General features: G+C 68.3%; 16 protein-coding genes and 1 tRNA gene. 11 read left to right on the top strand and 6 right to left on the bottom strand.

The features are described 5' to 3' along the window. Positions 1-229: hypothetical protein (locus AWC16_RS24770; RefSeq protein ID WP_207572370.1), on the bottom strand; the 229-nt coding region annotated here is incomplete at its 3' end. 140 nt (positions 230-369) lie between these two features. Here AWC16_RS24770 and AWC16_RS20530 point away from each other — a divergent pair. Continuing rightward, the gene (locus AWC16_RS20530; RefSeq protein WP_085266568.1) at positions 370-1,605 is read left to right on the top strand and encodes a metal-dependent hydrolase family protein; all 1,236 of its coding nucleotides are present in this window, start codon (positions 370-372) and stop codon (positions 1,603-1,605) included. Between the two features lie 58 nt (positions 1,606-1,663). Here AWC16_RS20530 and AWC16_RS20525 read toward each other — a convergent pair. Both AWC16_RS20525 and orn read right to left on the bottom strand, forming a co-directional pair. Then, a tRNA-His gene (locus AWC16_RS20525) sits at positions 1,664-1,739 on the bottom strand. A 44-nt stretch (positions 1,740-1,783) separates the two neighbouring features. Next, positions 1,784-2,440 carry an oligoribonuclease gene (gene orn, locus AWC16_RS20520; RefSeq protein WP_085266567.1) on the bottom strand — a complete coding sequence of 219 codons (657 nt, stop codon included), beginning with the start codon at positions 2,438-2,440 and terminating at the stop codon, positions 1,784-1,786. Positions 2,441-2,503: 63 nt separating this feature from the next. Here orn and AWC16_RS20515 point away from each other — a divergent pair, with 63 nt between their 5' ends. After that, positions 2,504-4,051, top strand: a complete 1,548-nt coding sequence (locus tag AWC16_RS20515) for a helicase HerA-like domain-containing protein (RefSeq protein ID WP_420094310.1) — start codon at positions 2,504-2,506, stop codon at positions 4,049-4,051. A gap of 141 nt (positions 4,052-4,192) precedes the next feature. Here the strand turns inward: AWC16_RS20515 and cmrA are convergent, their stop codons facing one another. Next, complete coding sequence (gene cmrA, locus AWC16_RS20510) at positions 4,193-4,999, bottom strand: mycolate reductase (RefSeq protein WP_085266565.1); 807 nt, start codon at positions 4,997-4,999, stop codon at positions 4,193-4,195. Between the two features lie 23 nt (positions 5,000-5,022). Here cmrA and AWC16_RS20505 point away from each other — a divergent pair, with 23 nt between their 5' ends. Then, positions 5,023-6,327 carry an MFS transporter gene (locus AWC16_RS20505; RefSeq protein WP_085266564.1) on the top strand — a complete coding sequence of 435 codons (1,305 nt, stop codon included), beginning with the start codon at positions 5,023-5,025 and terminating at the stop codon, positions 6,325-6,327. Between the two features lie 5 nt (positions 6,328-6,332). Here the strand turns inward: AWC16_RS20505 and AWC16_RS20500 are convergent, their stop codons facing one another. Continuing rightward, positions 6,333-7,106: an MmpS family transport accessory protein gene (locus AWC16_RS20500; protein WP_234812365.1), complete on the bottom strand. Its 774-nt coding sequence runs from the start codon at positions 7,104-7,106 to the stop codon at positions 6,333-6,335. 65 nt (positions 7,107-7,171) lie between these two features. Then, positions 7,172-7,813 (bottom strand): SACE_7040 family transcriptional regulator, encoded by a 642-nt coding sequence (locus tag AWC16_RS20495; protein WP_085266569.1) that lies wholly within the window; start codon positions 7,811-7,813, stop codon positions 7,172-7,174. Between the two features lie 74 nt (positions 7,814-7,887). Here AWC16_RS20495 and AWC16_RS20490 point away from each other — a divergent pair, with 74 nt between their 5' ends. The 8 genes from AWC16_RS20490 to AWC16_RS20455 all read left to right on the top strand — a co-directional run bounded on the left by AWC16_RS20490 (position 7,888) and on the right by AWC16_RS20455 (position 17,124). Beyond that, positions 7,888-9,528 carry an AMP-binding protein gene (locus AWC16_RS20490; protein WP_085266562.1) on the top strand — a complete coding sequence of 547 codons (1,641 nt, stop codon included), beginning with the start codon at positions 7,888-7,890 and terminating at the stop codon, positions 9,526-9,528. A gap of 74 nt (positions 9,529-9,602) precedes the next feature. Further along, complete coding sequence (locus AWC16_RS20485) at positions 9,603-10,352, top strand: CoA transferase subunit A (RefSeq protein WP_085266561.1); 750 nt, start codon at positions 9,603-9,605, stop codon at positions 10,350-10,352. Then, positions 10,349-10,990, top strand: coding sequence for a 3-oxoacid CoA-transferase subunit B (locus AWC16_RS20480; protein ID WP_085266560.1), 642 nt, complete (start codon positions 10,349-10,351; stop codon positions 10,988-10,990). Before AWC16_RS20485 ends, AWC16_RS20480 begins: the two co-directional genes overlap by 4 nt. Continuing rightward, on the top strand, positions 10,987-12,558 hold the full coding sequence (locus tag AWC16_RS20475; protein ID WP_085266559.1) for a carboxyl transferase domain-containing protein: 1,572 nt from the start codon (positions 10,987-10,989) through the stop codon (positions 12,556-12,558). The genes AWC16_RS20480 and AWC16_RS20475 overlap by 4 nt, the downstream gene beginning before the upstream one ends. A gap of 6 nt (positions 12,559-12,564) precedes the next feature. Continuing rightward, a complete protein-coding gene (locus AWC16_RS20470; protein WP_085266558.1) occupies positions 12,565-14,589 on the top strand; it encodes an acetyl/propionyl/methylcrotonyl-CoA carboxylase subunit alpha in 2,025 nt (674 codons plus the stop codon). After that, positions 14,586-15,746 carry an acyl-CoA dehydrogenase family protein gene (locus AWC16_RS20465; RefSeq protein WP_109561516.1) on the top strand — a complete coding sequence of 387 codons (1,161 nt, stop codon included), beginning with the start codon at positions 14,586-14,588 and terminating at the stop codon, positions 15,744-15,746. Before AWC16_RS20470 ends, AWC16_RS20465 begins: the two co-directional genes overlap by 4 nt. A 95-nt stretch (positions 15,747-15,841) precedes the next feature. Beyond that, a complete protein-coding gene (locus AWC16_RS20460) occupies positions 15,842-16,330 on the top strand; it encodes a MaoC family dehydratase (RefSeq protein ID WP_085266556.1) in 489 nt (162 codons plus the stop codon). Continuing rightward, positions 16,327-17,124, top strand: coding sequence for an HpcH/HpaI aldolase/citrate lyase family protein (locus AWC16_RS20455; RefSeq protein WP_085266555.1), 798 nt, complete (start codon positions 16,327-16,329; stop codon positions 17,122-17,124). Before AWC16_RS20460 ends, AWC16_RS20455 begins: the two co-directional genes overlap by 4 nt. The last annotated feature ends 13 nt before the right edge of the window (positions 17,125-17,137 follow it).

Raw genomic sequence — 17,137 nt, 5'->3', positions numbered from 1 at the left:
CGAGTGGGGGTGCATCCTCCGGGGGCGGAGGTGGCGCGTCCTCCGGCGGAGGAGGTGGTGCGTCCTCCGCCGGTGGCGGCGCGTCGAAGGCCGCCGGAGGCGGGGGTTCGTCGTTGTTTCCCGGCTCGGCGCCGACGCCGGCAGCCAGGAACAGGGCGGCCGGCAATGCAGCCGTCGCCGCCAGAACCCCGGATTTCATGCGCAGATCAACCAGTCCTTGCGTGAGCACGCAGGAAACCGTAACCAAAACGTGATCTCAATACCAAGCCGGCGCGCGATACACGTTCTGTGTCGGATGTAACGATCGCCGCCCCGGTCCAGCGCGGCTGATTGCATTTTGCCTAGTCAATTGGTGGAGTGGGACGCACTATGGCGACCTTCCTGCTACGAAACGCGACTTTGATCGACGGCACCGGAAATGCCCCGATCCACGACGCAGCCGTGCTCGTCGACGGCGAAACGATCAGTTGGGCAGGGCCGGCGGCCGCCATCCCGACCACGTCCGCGGGCGCCGTCACCATCGACGTCGGCGGCAACACGATCTGCCCGGGTTTCTTCGACTGCCATGTCCACTTCAGCCTGCCCGGGCCCAACGGCAGCCCCCTGGAGATGGCGATGCGGCCAGCCTCCTATCGGCACTTCGAGTTGATCCAGCGGCTGCGGACCACCCTGGAGAACGGCGTCACCACCGCGCGCGACCTGATGGGCATCGACGCCGGGGTGCGCGACGCGGTGGCCGCTGGGCTGATCGAGGGCCCGAGGCTGCTGGTGGCCATCAACCTGCTCAGCCAGAGCTGCGGGCATGCCGACTTCCACCTGCCGTGTGGTCCGGACCTGACGCCGCTGGTCGGTGGTTATCTGGTGGACTCCGTGGCGGCCGCGCGGAAGCGGGCCCGTGAGCTGATCAGAGAGGGCGCCGACGTGATCAAGGTGGCCTCCAGCGGTGGGGTGGCTTCGCCCCATGATGACCCGACTTGGCTGGGGATGCGCCGGAAGATGATCGCGGCGATCGTCGAGGAAGGCCAGAATTACGGCGGGCGGCGAGTGGCTGCGCACGCCCAGGGCCTCGCGGGGATCCGCGCGGCGGTGGATGCCGGGGTGCACAGCATCGAACACGGCTACGCCCTCGACGACGAGCTGTGTCACCAGATGGTCGCCCAAGGCACCTTCCTCGTGCCGACCCTGCTGGAGACCATGACCCCGGTTACCGCGACCCCGGCGGGGGCGGCCAAGAGCGCGAAATGGCATGCGCTGTCCCATGAGTCGATCGCCCGGGCGGCCTCAGCCGGGGTCAAGATCGCGGTGGGCACCGACGCCGGTCTGAACCCCGATCACGGTTCAAACCTCAAGGAACTCGGCCTGCTGGTGCGCTTCGGCGGGTTGACGCCGATGCAGGCGATCGTTGCCGGCACCCGTACCTCGGCACAGCTGTGCGGGGTGGACGACGCGCTGGGCACCGTCGAGGCTGGCAAGACCGCCGATTTGGTGGTCGTGCGGGGCAACCCACTCGACGACATCGACTCGGTCGGTGATCCGGACAACATCCTGATGGTGATCAAGGACGGCCGCACGGTGGGCAACCGCGGGGGATTCGCGACGGCGTGAACCGCCCAAACGAACATCGCCCCACCCGTATCTCTACCGGTGAGGCGATGTTTCCAGCTGGGGTGGCTGACGGGACTCGAACCCGCGACACCCAGGATCACAACCTGGTGCTCTACCAACTGAACTACAGCCACCATTGCTGCCCGCCGGGCAAGCCAAGCAAGCAGCGTCGTCGATACTAGCCGCTCGGGCGCTCGGCAACCGAATCGATTACCTCGGGCGCGTCCGTCGGCGGCCCGAGCTCCGCGGCAACCGCGGTGATGTCGCTGGTAGGCGGCCCGGGAGGGGCCACGAACGCGGTGCGTCGGTAGTACTTCAACTCCCGGATGGACTCGTGGATGTCGGCCAGCGCGCGGTGCGCCAGGCCCTTTTCGGGCTGGCCGAAGTAAATCCGCGGATACCAGCGCCGGCACAACTCCTTGATCGAGCTGACGTCGATCATCCGGTAGTGCAGGTAGTCGTCGAGGGCGGGCATGTCCCGGGCCAGGAACCCGCGGTCGGTGCCGATCGAGTTGCCCGCCAGCGGCGCCGTCTTCGCCTGTTTGATGTGGGTTCGGATGTAGTCGAGCGCCATCGCCTCGGCGGTGGCCAGATCGACGGTCGACGCCCTGACCTCCTCGATCAGCCCCGATCGGGTGTGCATGTCGGTCACGATGGGGCTCATCGCGTCCAGGTCCGCGTCGTCGGCATGGATCACCACGTCGATGCCGTCGCCCAGGATGTTCAGCTCACCATCGGTGACCAGGACGGCGATCTCGATCAGCTTGTCCGAGCCCAGATCCAGGCCCGTCATCTCGCAGTCGATCCAGACGAGTTCGTCACGTGCAGCGCTCACAGTTAGCCCACGTTAGCCGCTGAGCGCCCCGGCAGTCGCACGGCGGTACCGACCGGCCAAGTAATGTCGTGGCCTGTGAGTCCCGATTCGGCGGCGAACGCCGCACAGCAGATCGCGGCGGGCTACGCCGCCGACGGTCAGGCCCTCGAGCTGGGCACGGTGGTCATCGACGGCACCACCGACCCGTCGGCGCAGGTCCGCATTCCACTGGCCACCATCAACCGGCACGGGCTGGTGGCCGGCGCCACCGGTACCGGCAAGACCAAGACGCTGCAGGTGATCGCCGAGCAGCTGTCCGCGGCCGGCGTCCCGGTGCTGATGGCCGACGTCAAGGGCGACCTGTCCGGTCTGTCCCGCGCGGGGGAGGCCGGCGACAAGGTCACCCAGCGTGCCACCGAGACCGGTGACGCTTGGGCGCCGACGGCGTTCCCGACGGAGTTTCTGTCGCTGGGCACCGGCGGCATCGGTGTCCCGGTGCGGGCCACCATCTCCAGCTTTGGCCCCATTCTGTTGTCGAAGGTGCTCGGGCTCAATGCCACCCAGGAGTCGACGCTGGGGCTGATCTTCCACTGGGCTGACCAGCAGGGACTGCCGCTGCTGGATCTGAAGGATCTGCGGGCGGTCATCACCTATCTGACCAGTGACGAGGGCAAGCCGGAACTGAAGTCGCTGGGTGCGGTGTCCCCGGCAACCGCCGGGGTGATTCTGCGCGCGCTGGTCAATCTGGAGGCCGAAGGCGCCGACACCTTCTTCGGGGAGCCGGAACTGGACCCCAAGGATCTGCTGCGCCTCGACCCGCAGGGACGCGGCATCATCTCGCTGCTGGAGCTCGGCGAGCAGGCGGCGCGTCCGGTGCTGTTCTCCACCTTCCTGATGTGGGTGCTGGCCGATCTGTTCACCTTCCTGCCGGAGGTCGGCGACATCGACAAACCCAAGCTGGTGTTCTTCTTCGATGAGGCGCACCTGCTGTTCAGCGACGCCTCGAAGGCGTTCCTGGAACAGGTCGAGCAGACCGTCAAGCTGATCCGCTCGAAGGGCGTCGGCGTGTTCTTCTGCACGCAGCTGCCCACCGACGTGCCCAACACGGTGCTTTCGCAGCTGGGCGCGCGTATCCAGCACGCGCTGCGGGCCTTCACCCCCGACGACCAGAAGGCGCTCACCAAGACGGTGCGTACCTACCCGAAAACCGACGTCTACGACCTGGAGTCGGCGCTGACATCGCTGGGGATCGGCGAGGCTGTCATCACCGTGCTCTCCGAGCGGGGCACACCCACCCCGGTCGCCTGGACCCGGCTGCGGGCGCCTCGCTCGCTGATGGCCGCCATCGGCAACGACGCGATCAGGGCTGCCGCCCAGGCGAGTCCGCTGCAGGTGCAGTACGGCCAGACCATCGACCGGGATTCGGCCTACGAGCGGTTGACCGCCAAACTGACTCCGCTGCCGGATCTTCCGGGCGATCTGGACCTGCCGCCACCCCCGCCGCCGGAGCCGGGCTTCTTTGAGAAGGTGCTGGCCAATCCGGCGGTCAAGAGCGCGATGCGTTCCGCCGGAACCGCTTTCGGCCGGGAGATCACCCGCAGCATCTTCGGCACCGGCCGGCGCCGGCGCTGAGTGTTGGCCCCGCCGGACCACCGGCGGGGATAGGTGAGTTGCCCGGCTTTGAGCGACAACCACGGATACGTGAATGAGCGCTTTGCCATCTGTCGCTCGTAGGCGGGCAACTATGCATGCGGGTCCGGCCCGCGTATCCGGCTAACCCCCGCCGAGCTTCTTGTAGACCGCGCCCACGATCGGCGTGACGATGGCGCGGGGTGCATATCCGCTGGCCATAGACATGGCTTTGGACGTGATCCCGGGCACCACGCGCATCTTGTTGCGCACCAGGGCATCCAGCGACAGCCTGGCGGTGTGCTGGGTGGAGATCCACAGGAAGTCCGGGATCAGCTTGTCGACCAGCGATGCCTCGGCGTCGTCAGGCATCTCGGCGCGCACCGGCCCCGGCGCCAGCAACGTCACATGCACCCCGGACTTGAGCAGTTCCCCGCGCAGCGACTCGCTGAAAGTGTTGGCGAAGGCCTTGGTCGCGGCGTAGGTGGCGTTGTTGGGGATCGGCGAGTTGCCGGCCGCCGAACCGGAGATCAGGATGCCGCCGGAGCGGCGCTCCAACATTCCCGGTAGCACCGCCAAGACCAAGTCGTGCACCGCAACCGCGTTGAGCTGCACCTGGGCCCGCTCACCCGCCGGGTCAAGGCCGGAGACCGGCCCGAACGTCGCGGTGCCGGCGTTGGCGCACAGCACCGAGATCTCCCGCTCGGCCAACTCAGCGCAGAGCTTGTCGCGGGCCGGCGGATCGGCCAGGTCGACTGCCCGCACCTCCACGGTGACCCGGTACTTGTCCCGCAATCGTGCCGCCACGTCGTTGAGCACATCTTCGCGGCGTGCGGTGATGATCAGCCCGTAGCCGCGGGCCGCCAGTTCGGTGGCCAGCGCTTCGCCGATCCCTTGGGAAGCTCCGGTGACGACGGCGCGGGCATCGGGGTTGGGAGCAGGCACTGGCATGGGGCAATCGTAGAGTGCCAGGCATGGGTGAGCCTGGGGCGGTCAAACCCGGGCGATCCCGGATCGTGGCGTGGGCGTTGTGGGACACCGGTGCCGCGGGCGTCAGCGCGATTGTGGTGACGTTCGTGTTCTCGGTCTATCTGACCAGCAGCGTCGGCCGTGACCTGCCCGGTGCGGTGTCACCGTCCAGCTGGCTGGGCCGCACCCTGGCGATCTCCGGCCTGACCGTGGCCGCGGTGGCGCCGTTGGTCGGGGTGTGGGTGGCAGCCCCGCACCGCCGCCGGGTGACGCTTGGGGTGCTGACCGGCGCCGCGGTGGTGCTGATCGCCTCGATGAGCCTGATCCGCGACACACCCGCTTACCTGGCTCCGGGGCTGGTGTTGCTGGCGCTGACCGCCGCCTGCGGCGATCTGGCCAGCGTGCCCTACAACGCCATGCTGCGGCAGTTGTCGACGCCGCAGAACTCCGGCCGAATCTCCGGTTTCGGCTGGGCGGCCGGCTATGTCGGCAGCGTGTTGTTGCTGCTGTTGGTCTATGTGGGCTGCATCGCCGGAAGCGGCCCCACCCGCGGCCTGCTGAACCTGCCCACCGAGGGCGGCGAGAACGTTCGGGTGGCCATGCTGCTGGCCGCGGCGTGGATGGCCGTGTTCGCGCTGCCGCTGCTGCTCACCGCGCATCGGTTGGGCGGTGACTCCGAGGCACCGCCGGCGCGGCTGGGCCTGCTCGGCGGCTACCGCCAACTGTGGCGCGACATCACCGCCGAGTGGCATCGCGACCGCAACCTGGTCTTCTATCTGATGGCCAGCGCGATCTTCCGCGACGGGCTGGCCGGCGTGTTCGCGTTCGGCGCGGTGCTCGGCGTCAATGTCTACGGTATTTCGGCCGGTGACGTGCTGATCTTCGGGGTGGCCGCCAGTGTGATCGCCGCGATCGGCGCGGTCGCCGGTGGGCTGCTCGACGACCGGATCGGATCCAAGACGGTGATCGTCGGATCGCTGGTTGTGATGGTCGTCGCCGGTATCACGCTGATGACGCTGTCCGGTCCGGTGGCGTTCTGGGCCTGCGGCCTGGTGCTGTGCCTGTTCATCGGGCCCACCCAGTCCTCGGCGCGCACCCTGTTGCTGCGGATGGCCAACGAAGGTATGGAGGGGGTGGCTTTCGGTCTCTACACGATGACCGGTCGCGCTGTCTCCTTCCTGGCGCCGTGGCTGTTCTCGGTCTTCGTCGATGTCTTTCACACCGATCGGGCCGGCATGGGCGGGCTGTGCACCGTACTGCTGCTCGGCCTGCTGGCGATACTGCCGGTGCGCGTGCCGCGGCGGGCTTGACAGCGTCAGCCGGCCGCCGCGCACACCGTGAGGATCGAGCCGGTGCGCTGACGCACCTGGGCGCCGTCCACCGACACCGAGCAGGTGATCTGCTCGCCGAAGTTGACCACCGTGACCGCGGCCGCCGTTGACGCCGGTGGTGTCAGCGTCACCTGCTTGCTCCAGGGCAGGGCCACGTTGAACTCGGTCTGCAAGATGCCGCCGGTGTCGATGTAGGCGATGCTGAGCGCTCGGCCGGTTCCGGTGACGCTGTAGACGATGGTCTCGGGAGCCCCCGCTGTGGTCGACGTCGTCGGCGGCGGGGTGCTTGGCGTGGTGATGCTGGGCGCCGGTGTTCGCGACGGCGACGGAGTGGTGGTCGGGACGCGCCGGGGAACCGGCGTGCTCGGTGCCGTCGGGAGTGGCGAAACCGGCGTGACCGTCGCCGAATTCCGCCCTGAGCCGTTGGTGATCACCAGTGCGATCACCATGCCGACCACCAGCAGCACCGCAGCGCCGGACACCAGCCAGAGCCAGTTCGGGAACCGTGGGGGCTCAGGGGGCCCGCCCTGGCCGCCACCCCCGGATCCACCGGGCGGGGGCTGGGGTGGTTCCCACTGTTGCCGCGGCAGTTGCGCCGTCGGGTTGGGCGACTGCGGCGGGTAGCCGGGCGGGTATGTCGGAAGCTGTCCGGCATAGGCCGGATCGACGTACGGCGGAGAACCGAAAGTTGACGGCTCAGTCGTTCCTCCGCTCTGCCACGGCTGATCGGAGCCCTCCGGTCGATACGGATCGGTCATGCCCACCTCATGGCTTGCAGGGTACCTGCGCCGGGCGGTCACGACCGTGACGTCGGCCAGCCTGGTCAGATTCCGTCGGCGCCCAGCGCGCTGATCGTCATCGCCCGCAACACCGCTCGCGAGCGCTCCGGTCCGGCGGACTTAGCGCCGGCGGGCTTCATGCTGTACGGCGTCGAGTTCAACAGACCGAACGCCGCGTGGGCCATCAACCGGGCATCGACTTCGGCCAGCCCGGTGTGCAGCGCACGTAGCACACTCACCCACACCTCGACGTACTGGCGCTGGGCGCTGCGGACCTGGCGCTGCGCCGCGGCCGGCAGATGCGCCAGATCCCGGTCCTGGATCTGGATCAGATCCGGCTCGCCGAGCGCGAAATCGAGGTGAAAGTCGACCAGGCCGTCCAGCACCTCCTGCGGGCCGCGTCCACCCGATTCGACCGTGCGCGCCCCGGCCAGTAGCCGGGTGCTGATGCCGACCAGCAATTCGACCAGCAGGGCTTCTTTATTGGGGAAGTGCCGGTAGATGGCTGGACCGCTGACCCCCGCGGCCGCGCCGATGTCCTCCAACCGGACTGCCAGATAGCCGCGCTGGGCGAAGAGGCGTTCGGCGGCCGCGAGCAACTGGGTACGCCGGTCAGACTTGAGCCGGCTGCGCCGGTTGGCCGGTTCGTTGCTACCCGCCGCGTCGGCCGGGATGGACGCCGCCATCATGCCTCCGCTCGTGGACAGTTGAGTTAATGGTCACTAACGTAGCACCCATCGCCCATACCGGTGGAGGCTCGATGGCAACTGCGGTACCCGCGGCGCGCGACGGTCTGTCCTACGCCCGCGGCGAGACCCGGCCGGCCCTGTTGGCGACGACGATCGGTGCCAGCCTGTGTGCCACCGCGAGCGCCTACCCCGATCGCGCTGCGCTGGTTGACGTTCCGTCGGGCCGGCGCTGGAGCTATGCCGAACTGTCCGCCGATGTGCGCGCACTGGCGACCGGCCTGCTGCAGGCCGGCATCCGCACCGGGGAACGGGTGGGCATCTGGGCGCCCAACTGCGCCGAATGGGTGCTGACGCAGTACGCCACTGCCGAGATCGGCGCCGTCCTGGTCAACATCAATCCCGCCTACCGCTCCCACGAACTGGCCTATGCGCTCAAGCAGTCCGGGGTCGCATTGGTCATCTCGGCGTCGCGTTTCAAGACCTCCGACTATGTCGCGCTGCTGCGGGAGGTGGCGCCCGAGTGCCCGGGCCTGCGCGAGGTGGTGTTCATCGGCAGTTCCCGGTGGCAGGAACTGGCCGGTACGCCGATTGATTCGAACGCTCTGACGCAGGTGGCCGCAACGCTGCACGCCCACGACCCGATCAACATCCAATACACCTCGGGCACAACGGGTTATCCCAAGGGCGCGACGCTGAGTCACCACAACATCCTCAACAACGGCTACCTGGTCGGCGAGCTGCTGGGCTACACCGAAGAGGACCGGATCTGCCTGCCGGTGCCCTTCTACCACTGCTTCGGGATGGTGATGGGCAACCTGGCGGCGACCAGCCACGGCGCCGCCATCGTCATCCCGGCGCCCGGCTTCGATCCGGCGGCCACGCTGCGGGCGGTGCAGGACGAGGCGTGCACCAGCCTCTACGGGGTGCCCACCATGTTCATCGCCGAGCTGGGTCTGCCCGACTTCGCCCGCTACGACCTCACCAGCCTGCGCACCGGGATCATGGCGGGCTCGCCGTGCCCGGCGGAGGTGATGCGGAGGGTGATCGACGACATGCACATGGCCGGTGTCGCGATCTGCTACGGCATGACCGAGACGTCTCCGGTGTCGACCCAAACCCGCAGTGCGGACTCGCTGACGCAGCGGGTGGAGACCGTCGGACGGGTGGGCCCGCACCTGGAGATCAAGATGGTCGACCCCGCCACCGGCGAGACGGTGCCACGAGGGCAGGTCGGCGAACTGTGCACCCGGGGCTATTCGGTGATGACCGGTTACTGGAACGACCCGGACAAGACCGACGCGGCCATCGACGCCGACGGCTGGATGCACACCGGCGATCTGGCCGTGATGGACGGCGACGGCTACGTGCGCATCACCGGGCGCATCAAGGACATGGTGATCCGCGGCGGGGAGAACGTCTACCCGCGCGAGATCGAGGAATTCCTACACACCCACCCCGACATCCTCGACGCCCAGGTCATCGGTGTGCCCGACGACACCTACGGTGAGGAACTGATGGCGGTGGTGATGATGCGCGACGGGGCGCCGCCGCTGACCGTCGAGCGGTTGCGCGAGTTCTGCACCGGCCGGCTGGCGCACTTCAAGGTGCCGCGGTATCTGCGGATCGTCAACGACTTTCCGATGACGGTCACCGGCAAGGTCCGCAAGGACGAGATGCGCCGGCAGGCGATCGAACATTTGGATGGCGGCTGACAGGGCAGCGTGAGAATGGTATTCTCTATCGTCAGTTAATCAACATTAACTGAAATGAGGAGGCGCGAGTGGCGATGGACAAGGTCGTGGCGACGGCGGCCGAAGCCGTGGCCGACGTGACCGACGGCGCGTCACTGGCGGTGGGCGGCTTCGGACTCTGCGGCATTCCGGAGGCGTTGATCGAGGCCGTGCTGCAGCTCGGCGCCACCGATCTGGAGACGGTTTCGAACAACTGCGGCGTCGACGGTATCGGGCTGGGAGTGCTGTTGGAGCACAAACGGATCCGCCGCACCGTCAGCTCCTACGTGGGCGAGAACAAGGAGTTCGCCCGGCAGTTCCTGTCCGGCGAGCTCGAGGTGGAGCTGACCCCGCAGGGCACGCTGGCCGAGCGATTGCGCGCGGGCGGCGCCGGAATCCCGGCGTTCTACACGCCCACCGGCGTGGGCACCCAGGTGGCCGACGGCGGCCTGCCGTGGCGCTACGACGGGGCCGGCGGGGTGGCGGTGGCCTCACCGCCCAAGGAGACCCGGGAGTTCGACGGGCGCACCTATGTTCTGGAGCGCGCGATCCGCACCGACTTCGCGCTGGTGCACGCCTGGAAGGGCGACCGGCACGGCAACCTCGTCTACCGCGAGGCCGCCGCCAATTTCAACCCGGACTGCGCCGCGGCGGGCCGGATCACCATCGCCGAGGTCGAGCATCTGGTCGAGCCCGGCGAGATCTGCCCCGCTGAGGTACACACCCCGGGTGTCTTTGTGCACCGCGTGGTGCACGTGCCCAATCCGATCAAGCGAATCGAGCGGGAGACGGTGCGCGCGTCATGACCCTCACCAGAGATGAGCTGGCCGCACGGGTGGCCGCCGAACTGCGCGACGGACAGTACGTCAACCTCGGCATCGGCCTGCCCACTTTGATTCCCAACCACATCCCCGACGGCGTCAGCGTGGTGCTGCACTCGGAGAACGGGATCCTTGGCGTCGGGCCCTACCCGCTGCGCGAGGACCTCGACGCCGACCTGATCAACGCCGGCAAAGAAACAGTGACGGTGCTCCCCGGCGCGTCGTTCTTCTCGTCGTCGGCCTCGTTCGGAGTCATCCGCGGCGGTCACCTCGACGTGGCAGTCCTTGGCGCCATGCAGGTTTCAGCCGCCGGCGACCTGGCCAACTGGATGATCCCCGGCAAGATGATCAAGGGCATGGGCGGGGCGATGGACCTGGTGCACGGGGCGCGGCGGGTGATCGTGATGATGGAGCACGCCGCCAAGGACGGCAGCGCCAAGATCGTGAAGCAGTGCACGCTGCCACTCACCGGCGCCCGCTGCGTCAACCGGATCATCACCGACCTGGCCGTCATCGACGTCACCGAAGCGGGCCTGCAGTTGGTCGAGACCGCGCCGGGTGTGAGCGTCGATGAAGTCGTCGCGAAAACCGATGCACCGATGGATCTTTCGAAGCTGTCATGACAGCACCGACATTCGCCGACGAGCACCGGCGCCTGGTCGCCGAACTCAACACCAAGCTGGCGGCGGCGGCCCTCGGCGGCAGCGAGCACTCCCGGCAGCGCCACGTGGCCCGGGGCAAGCTGTTGCCGCGCGAGCGGGTCGACCGGCTGCTGGATCCGGGTAGCCCGTTCCTGGAGCTGTCCCCGCTGGCGGCCGATGGCATGTACGACGACGAGTGCCCCGGGGCCGGGATCATCACCGGGATCGGACGGGTGTCCGGGCGGGAATGCGTGATCGTCGCCAACGACGCCACCGTCAAAGGCGGCACCTACTACCCGGTCACGGTCAAAAAGCACCTGCGCGCCCAGGAGGTGGCGCTGGGCAACCGGCTGCCGTGTCTGTACCTGGTGGATTCCGGGGGCGCGTTCCTGCCTCGCCAGGACGAGGTGTTTCCCGACCGCGAGCACTTCGGCCGCATCTTCTACAACCAGGCCACCATGAGCGCGGCGGGCATCCCGCAGATCGCGGCGGTGCTGGGCTCCTGTACCGCGGGAGGCGCCTACGTTCCGGCGATGAGCGACGAGGCCGTGATCGTCCGGGAGCAGGGCACCATCTTCCTCGGCGGCCCGCCGCTGGTGAAGGCCGCCACCGGTGAAGTCGTCACCGCCGAAGAACTCGGGGGAGGCGACCTGCACTCGAAGGTCTCCGGGGTCACCGACTACCTTGCCGACGACGACGAGCACGCACTGCGCATCGTGCGGCAGATCGCTGCGACCTTCGGCCCGCAACCCGAAAGCCCCTGGGAAGTCAGCAACTCCGTTGAGCCCCGGCATGATCCGGGCGAGCTCTATGACGTGGTTCCCCCGGATCCGCGGGTGCCCTACGACGTGCGGCAGGTGATCGTTCGGCTGGTCGACGGCAGCGAGTTCAGCGAGTTCAAGGCCGAGTACGGCAAGACATTGGTGACCGCCTTCGCGCGCATCCACGGCCACCCGGTCGGGATCATTGCCAACAACGGGGTGCTGTTCGGTGAGTCGGCGCTTAAGGGGGCGCACTTCATCGAACTGTGCGACAAGCGCTCCATCCCCCTGGTGTTCCTGCAGAACATCGCCGGTTTCATGGTGGGCCGCGACTACGAGGCCGGCGGTATCGCCAAACACGGCGCCAAGATGGTCACCGCGGTCGCCTGTGCGCGGGTGCCCAAGCTGACGGTGGTGATCGGCGGCTCCTACGGGGCGGGCAACTACTCCATGTGCGGGCGGGCGTATTCGCCGCGTTTCCTGTGGATGTGGCCCAACGCCCGGATCTCAGTGATGGGCGGCGAGCAGGCCGCATCGGTGCTGGCCACCGTTCGGGGCGAGCAGCTCGACGCCGCGGGCAAGCCGTGGTCGGCGGCCGACGAGGAAGCGTTCAAGGCCCCGATTCGCGACCAATACGAGGCACAGGGCAACCCCTACTACTCCACCGCACGATTGTGGGACGACGGCATCATCGACCCCGCCGACACCAGAACAGTTCTGGGCCTGGCGCTTTCGGTCTGCTCGAACGCGCCGCTGGACCCGGTCTCCTACGGCGTTTTCCGGATGTGAGCAGCGATGTTTGAGACCGTACTGGTAGCCAACCGCGGTGAGATCGCCGTGCGGGTAATCCGCACCCTGCGCCGGATGGGCATCCGGTCGGTGGCCGTCTACAGCGACGCCGACGCCGGGGCGCGCCACGTGCGTGAAGCCGACACCGCCGTGCGCTTGGGGCCCGCCCCGGTGCTGGAAAGCTATCTGTCGATACCCAAGGTGATCGAGGCCGCCGCCGTCACCGGCGCCCAGGCCATTCACCCCGGCTACGGATTCCTTTCCGAGAACGCCGGATTCGCGGCCGCCTGCGAGCGTGCCGGGGTGGTTTTCATCGGGCCGCCGGCGCGGGCCATCGAGGTGATGGGCGACAAGATCTCCGCGAAGAACACCGTCACCGCCTTTGAGGTGCCGGTGGTTCCGGGCATTGCCAAGCCCGGTTTGTCCGATGACGAACTGGCGGCCGCCGCAGGCGAGATCGGCTACCCGGTGCTGATCAAGCCGTCGGCGGGCGGCGGCGGCAAAGGCATGCACCTGGTCGAGAACCCCGCGCAGCTGCGCGCGGCGCTGGCCACCGCGCGGCGTGAGGCGGCGTCGGCGTTCGGTGACGACACCCTGTTCCTGGAGCGATTCGTGCTGCGGCCCCGCCACATCGAGGTGCAGGTGCTCGCCGACACCCAGGGCAATGTGGTGCACCTCGGCGAGCGGGAATGCAGCCTGCAGCGCCGTCACCAGAAGGTGATCGAGGAGGCGCCGTCGCCGCTGCTGGACGCCGCCACACGGGCCCGGATCGGCGAAGCCGCCTGCAACACCGCCCGCAGCGTCGATTACGTCGGCGCCGGAACCGTGGAGTTCATCGTCTCCGCGGATCGTCCGGATGAGTTCTTCTTCATGGAGATGAACACCCGGCTGCAGGTGGAACACCCGGTCACCGAAGCGATCACCGGCCTGGACCTGGTCGAGTGGCAACTGCGGGTCGCTGCCGGAGGGAAGCTGCTCTTCACCCAGGACGAGATCACCTTCACTGGGCATGCGGTCGAGGCGCGGGTGTACGCCGAGGACCCGGCCCGCGGTTTCCTGCCCACCGGCGGGCGGGTGCTGGCGGTGTACGAACCCGCCGGCCCGGGGGTGCGGGTGGACTCGTCGTTGCAGGACGGCACCGTGGTCGGCAGCGACTACGACCCGATGCTGTCCAAGGTGATCGCGCATGGCGCCGACCGGACTCAGGCGCTGGCGCGCCTGGACGCGGCGCTGGCCGGCACCGCGGTGTTGGGGGTACAGACCAACGTCGAGTTCCTGCGGTTCCTGCTGGCCGACCCGCGGGTGGTCGCCGGTGACCTGGACACCGAACTGCTGGACACACGATCGGCTGACTTCGCGCCGACGCCCGCACCGGATGACGTGCTGGCCGCCGGCGGTCTCTACCGCCAGTGGGCGTTAACCCCGCGATTTCGGCGCGATAATGCCCGCTCAGCGGGCGAAACCGCGCCGAAATCGCTGTGGGCGTCCCCGAGTGGATGGCGAATCGGCGCCGCGGCGCCGGTGCGCACCGAGATGCACACCCCGCTGCGCACGGAGACGGTGTCGGTGTGGGGACTGCCGGAGGCCGCGCGGGTGCAGATCGGCGACGGCGAGATCAACAGCGCGAGCGTGGAAGTCGAGGACGGTCGGCTGACCGCGACCGTGGCCGGGCGGCAGCGCCGATACGCGGTCGCCGAGGAAGGCGGTCAACTGTGGATCTCCGACGAGCGTGGCACCTGGCAGTTGCGGGAAGCCGAAGTGGTGCGGGTGCACCGCGGCGGCGGCCCGCGCAGCGCTGAGATCCTCAGCCCGATGCCGGGCACCGTGATCGCCGTCAGTGCCGAATCGGAATCGACCGTTGGCGAAGGCGATCCGGTGGTCGTGGTGGAGGCGATGAAGATGGAGCACACCCTGACCGCCCCGATAGCTGGCCGGGTGCAGGTGTTGGTGGCGGTGGGCGATCAAGTGAAGGTGGATCAGGTGCTGGCGCGGCTGGTCCCGGACGAAGAGACCGAGGAAGCACAATCATGACGACGATCGAGGCAGGGACACTGCCGAGCCACTACCAGGACCTGCGCGACACCGTCGCCGAATTCGCCCGCACCGTCGTCGCCCCGGTGGCGGCCAAACACGATGAGGAACACAGCTTCCCCTACGAGGTGATCGCCAAGATGGGGGAGATGGGGCTGTTCGGCCTGCCCTTCCCCGAGGAGTACGGCGGCATGGGCGGCGACTACTTCGCCCTGGCGCTCGCCCTGGAAGAACTCGGCAAGATCGACCAGTCGGTGGCGATGACGCTGGAAGCCGGGGTGGGCCTGGGGGCGATGCCGATCTACCGGTTCGGCACCGAGGAACAGAAGCAGACCTGGCTGCCGGACCTGGTGACCGGCCGCGCGCTGGCCGGCTTCGGCCTGACCGAGCCGGGCGCGGGATCCGATGCCGGCGGCACCCGCACCACCGCCCGGCGGGACAACGGTGACTGGGTCATCAACGGCACCAAGCAGTTCATCACCAACTCCGGCACCGACATCACCTCACTGGTGACGGTCACCGCCGTCACCGGAACCCGGCCCGACGGCAAGAAGGAGATCTCCACGATCATCGTTCCGTCCGGCACACCGGGTTTCACCGTCGAACCGGCCTACAACAAGGTGGGCTGGAACGCCTCTGACACCCACCCGCTCACTTTCACCGATGCCCGGGTGCCCGAGGGGAATCTGCTCGGCGAGGAAGGCCGGGGATACGCGAACTTCCTGTCGATCCTGGACGAGGGCCGCATCGCCATCGCCGCGGTGGCCACCGGCGTGGCGCAGGGCTGCGTCGACGAAAGCGTCAAGTATGCCGGCGAACGCGAGGCATTCGGCCAGACGATCGGCTCCTATCAGGCGATCAGCTTCAAGATCGCCCGGATGGAGGCTCGCGCGCACGTCGCCCGCACCGCCTACTACGACGCCGCCGCAAAGATGTTGGCGGGCAAGCCGTTCAAGAAGGAAGCGGCGATCGCCAAGATGGTCTCCTCGGAGGCCGCGATGGACAACGCACGTGACGCCACCCAGATCCACGGCGGATACGGCTTCATCAACGAATACCCGGTGGCCCGGCACTACCGGGACAGCAAGATTCTGGAGATCGGCGAAGGCACCACCGAAGTGCAGCTGATGCTCATCGCACGATCGCTGGGGTTGTGACGATGGCCTTCGGTGACCGGGAATCCGGCGACGCCGCGTCGGCGCGTCGCGTCGCGGAATTCCCAGTCGGCGAGGGATAAGGAAGGAAAAGCTACGTGAGCAAGACCGTCGAGCAGCGCGGACTGTGGTTCGAGGAATACGAGATCGGCACCATCTACGCCCACCGGCCCGGGCGCACCATCACCGAGGCCGACAACGTGCTGTTCACCACGCTGACCATGAACACCCAATCGCTGCACCTGGATGCGGCCTGGGCGGCGCAGCAACCCGGTTTCCGCGGTGAGCGCCTGGTGAATTCGATGTTCACCCTGTCCACGCTGGTCGGCCTGTCGGTGGCGCAACTGACGCTGGGCACCATCGTGGCCAACCTCGGCTTCTCCGAGGTGTCGTTCCCCAAACCGGTGTTCCACGGTGACACCCTGTACGCCGAGACGGTCTGCACCGACAAGCGGGAGTCCAAGAGCCGCCCCGGCGAGGGCATCGTGACCTTGGAGCACGTCGGGCGCAACCAGAACGGCGATGTGGTGGCCCGCGCGGTACGCACCACGCTGGTGCGCAAGCGTCCCGCCGAGGACCAGCGTTGAGCGCCGGTCCGGCCTGGCTGTTCTGCCCGGCGGATCGCCCGGAGCGATACGGCAAAGCGGCCGCTGTCGCCGACGTGGTGATCTTGGACCTGGAAGACGGTGTGGCCGCGGCAGATCGGCCCGCCGCTCGCGAAGCGCTGCGGAGCACGCCCCTTGACCCGGAGCGCACCGTGGTGCGAGTCAACCCCGCCGGCACCGAGGACCAGGCCCGCGACCTGGAGGCCCTGGCCGACACCGCCTACACGACAGTCATGTTGGCCAAAACCGAATCCGCCGCGCAGGTTGACGCGCTGGCCCCCCGACAGGTGGTCGCCCTGATCGAGACCCCGCGCGGTGCGGTGTTCTGCGCCGACATAGCCGCCGCCGAACAATGCGTCGCGATGATGTGGGGCGCAGAAGATCTGGTGGCCGCCATGGGCGGCGGCTCCAGCCGGCACGCTGACGGCCGGTACCGGGATGTCGCCCGCCACGTGCGCTCGAGCGTGCTGCTGGCGGCATCGACCTTCGGCCGGGCCGCATTGGACGCCGTCTACCTCAACATCGGCGACCTCGACGGGCTCAAAGCCGAGGCACTCGATGGCGCCGCGGTCGGATTCGCTGCTACGGTGTGCATCCACCCGAGCCAGATCGCGGTGGTCCGCGACGCCTACCGTCCCGCCCCGGAGCGGGTCGACTGGGCGCGCAGGGTGCTCGCCGCGGCACAGACCGAGCGCGGGGTGTTCGCGTTCGAGGGACAGATGGTCGACTCCCCGGTGCTGCGGCACGCCGAAGCCATCCTGCGGCGAGCGGAGTAACGCCGCAGGAGGA

This window comes from Mycolicibacter longobardus (genome assembly GCF_002102265.1).
In the GTDB taxonomy this organism is placed as follows: Bacteria; Actinomycetota; Actinomycetes; order Mycobacteriales; family Mycobacteriaceae; genus Mycobacterium; species Mycobacterium longobardum.
Note: the sequence above shows the minus strand (reverse complement) of the source record. Positions and strands in the feature narration are given on the sequence as shown.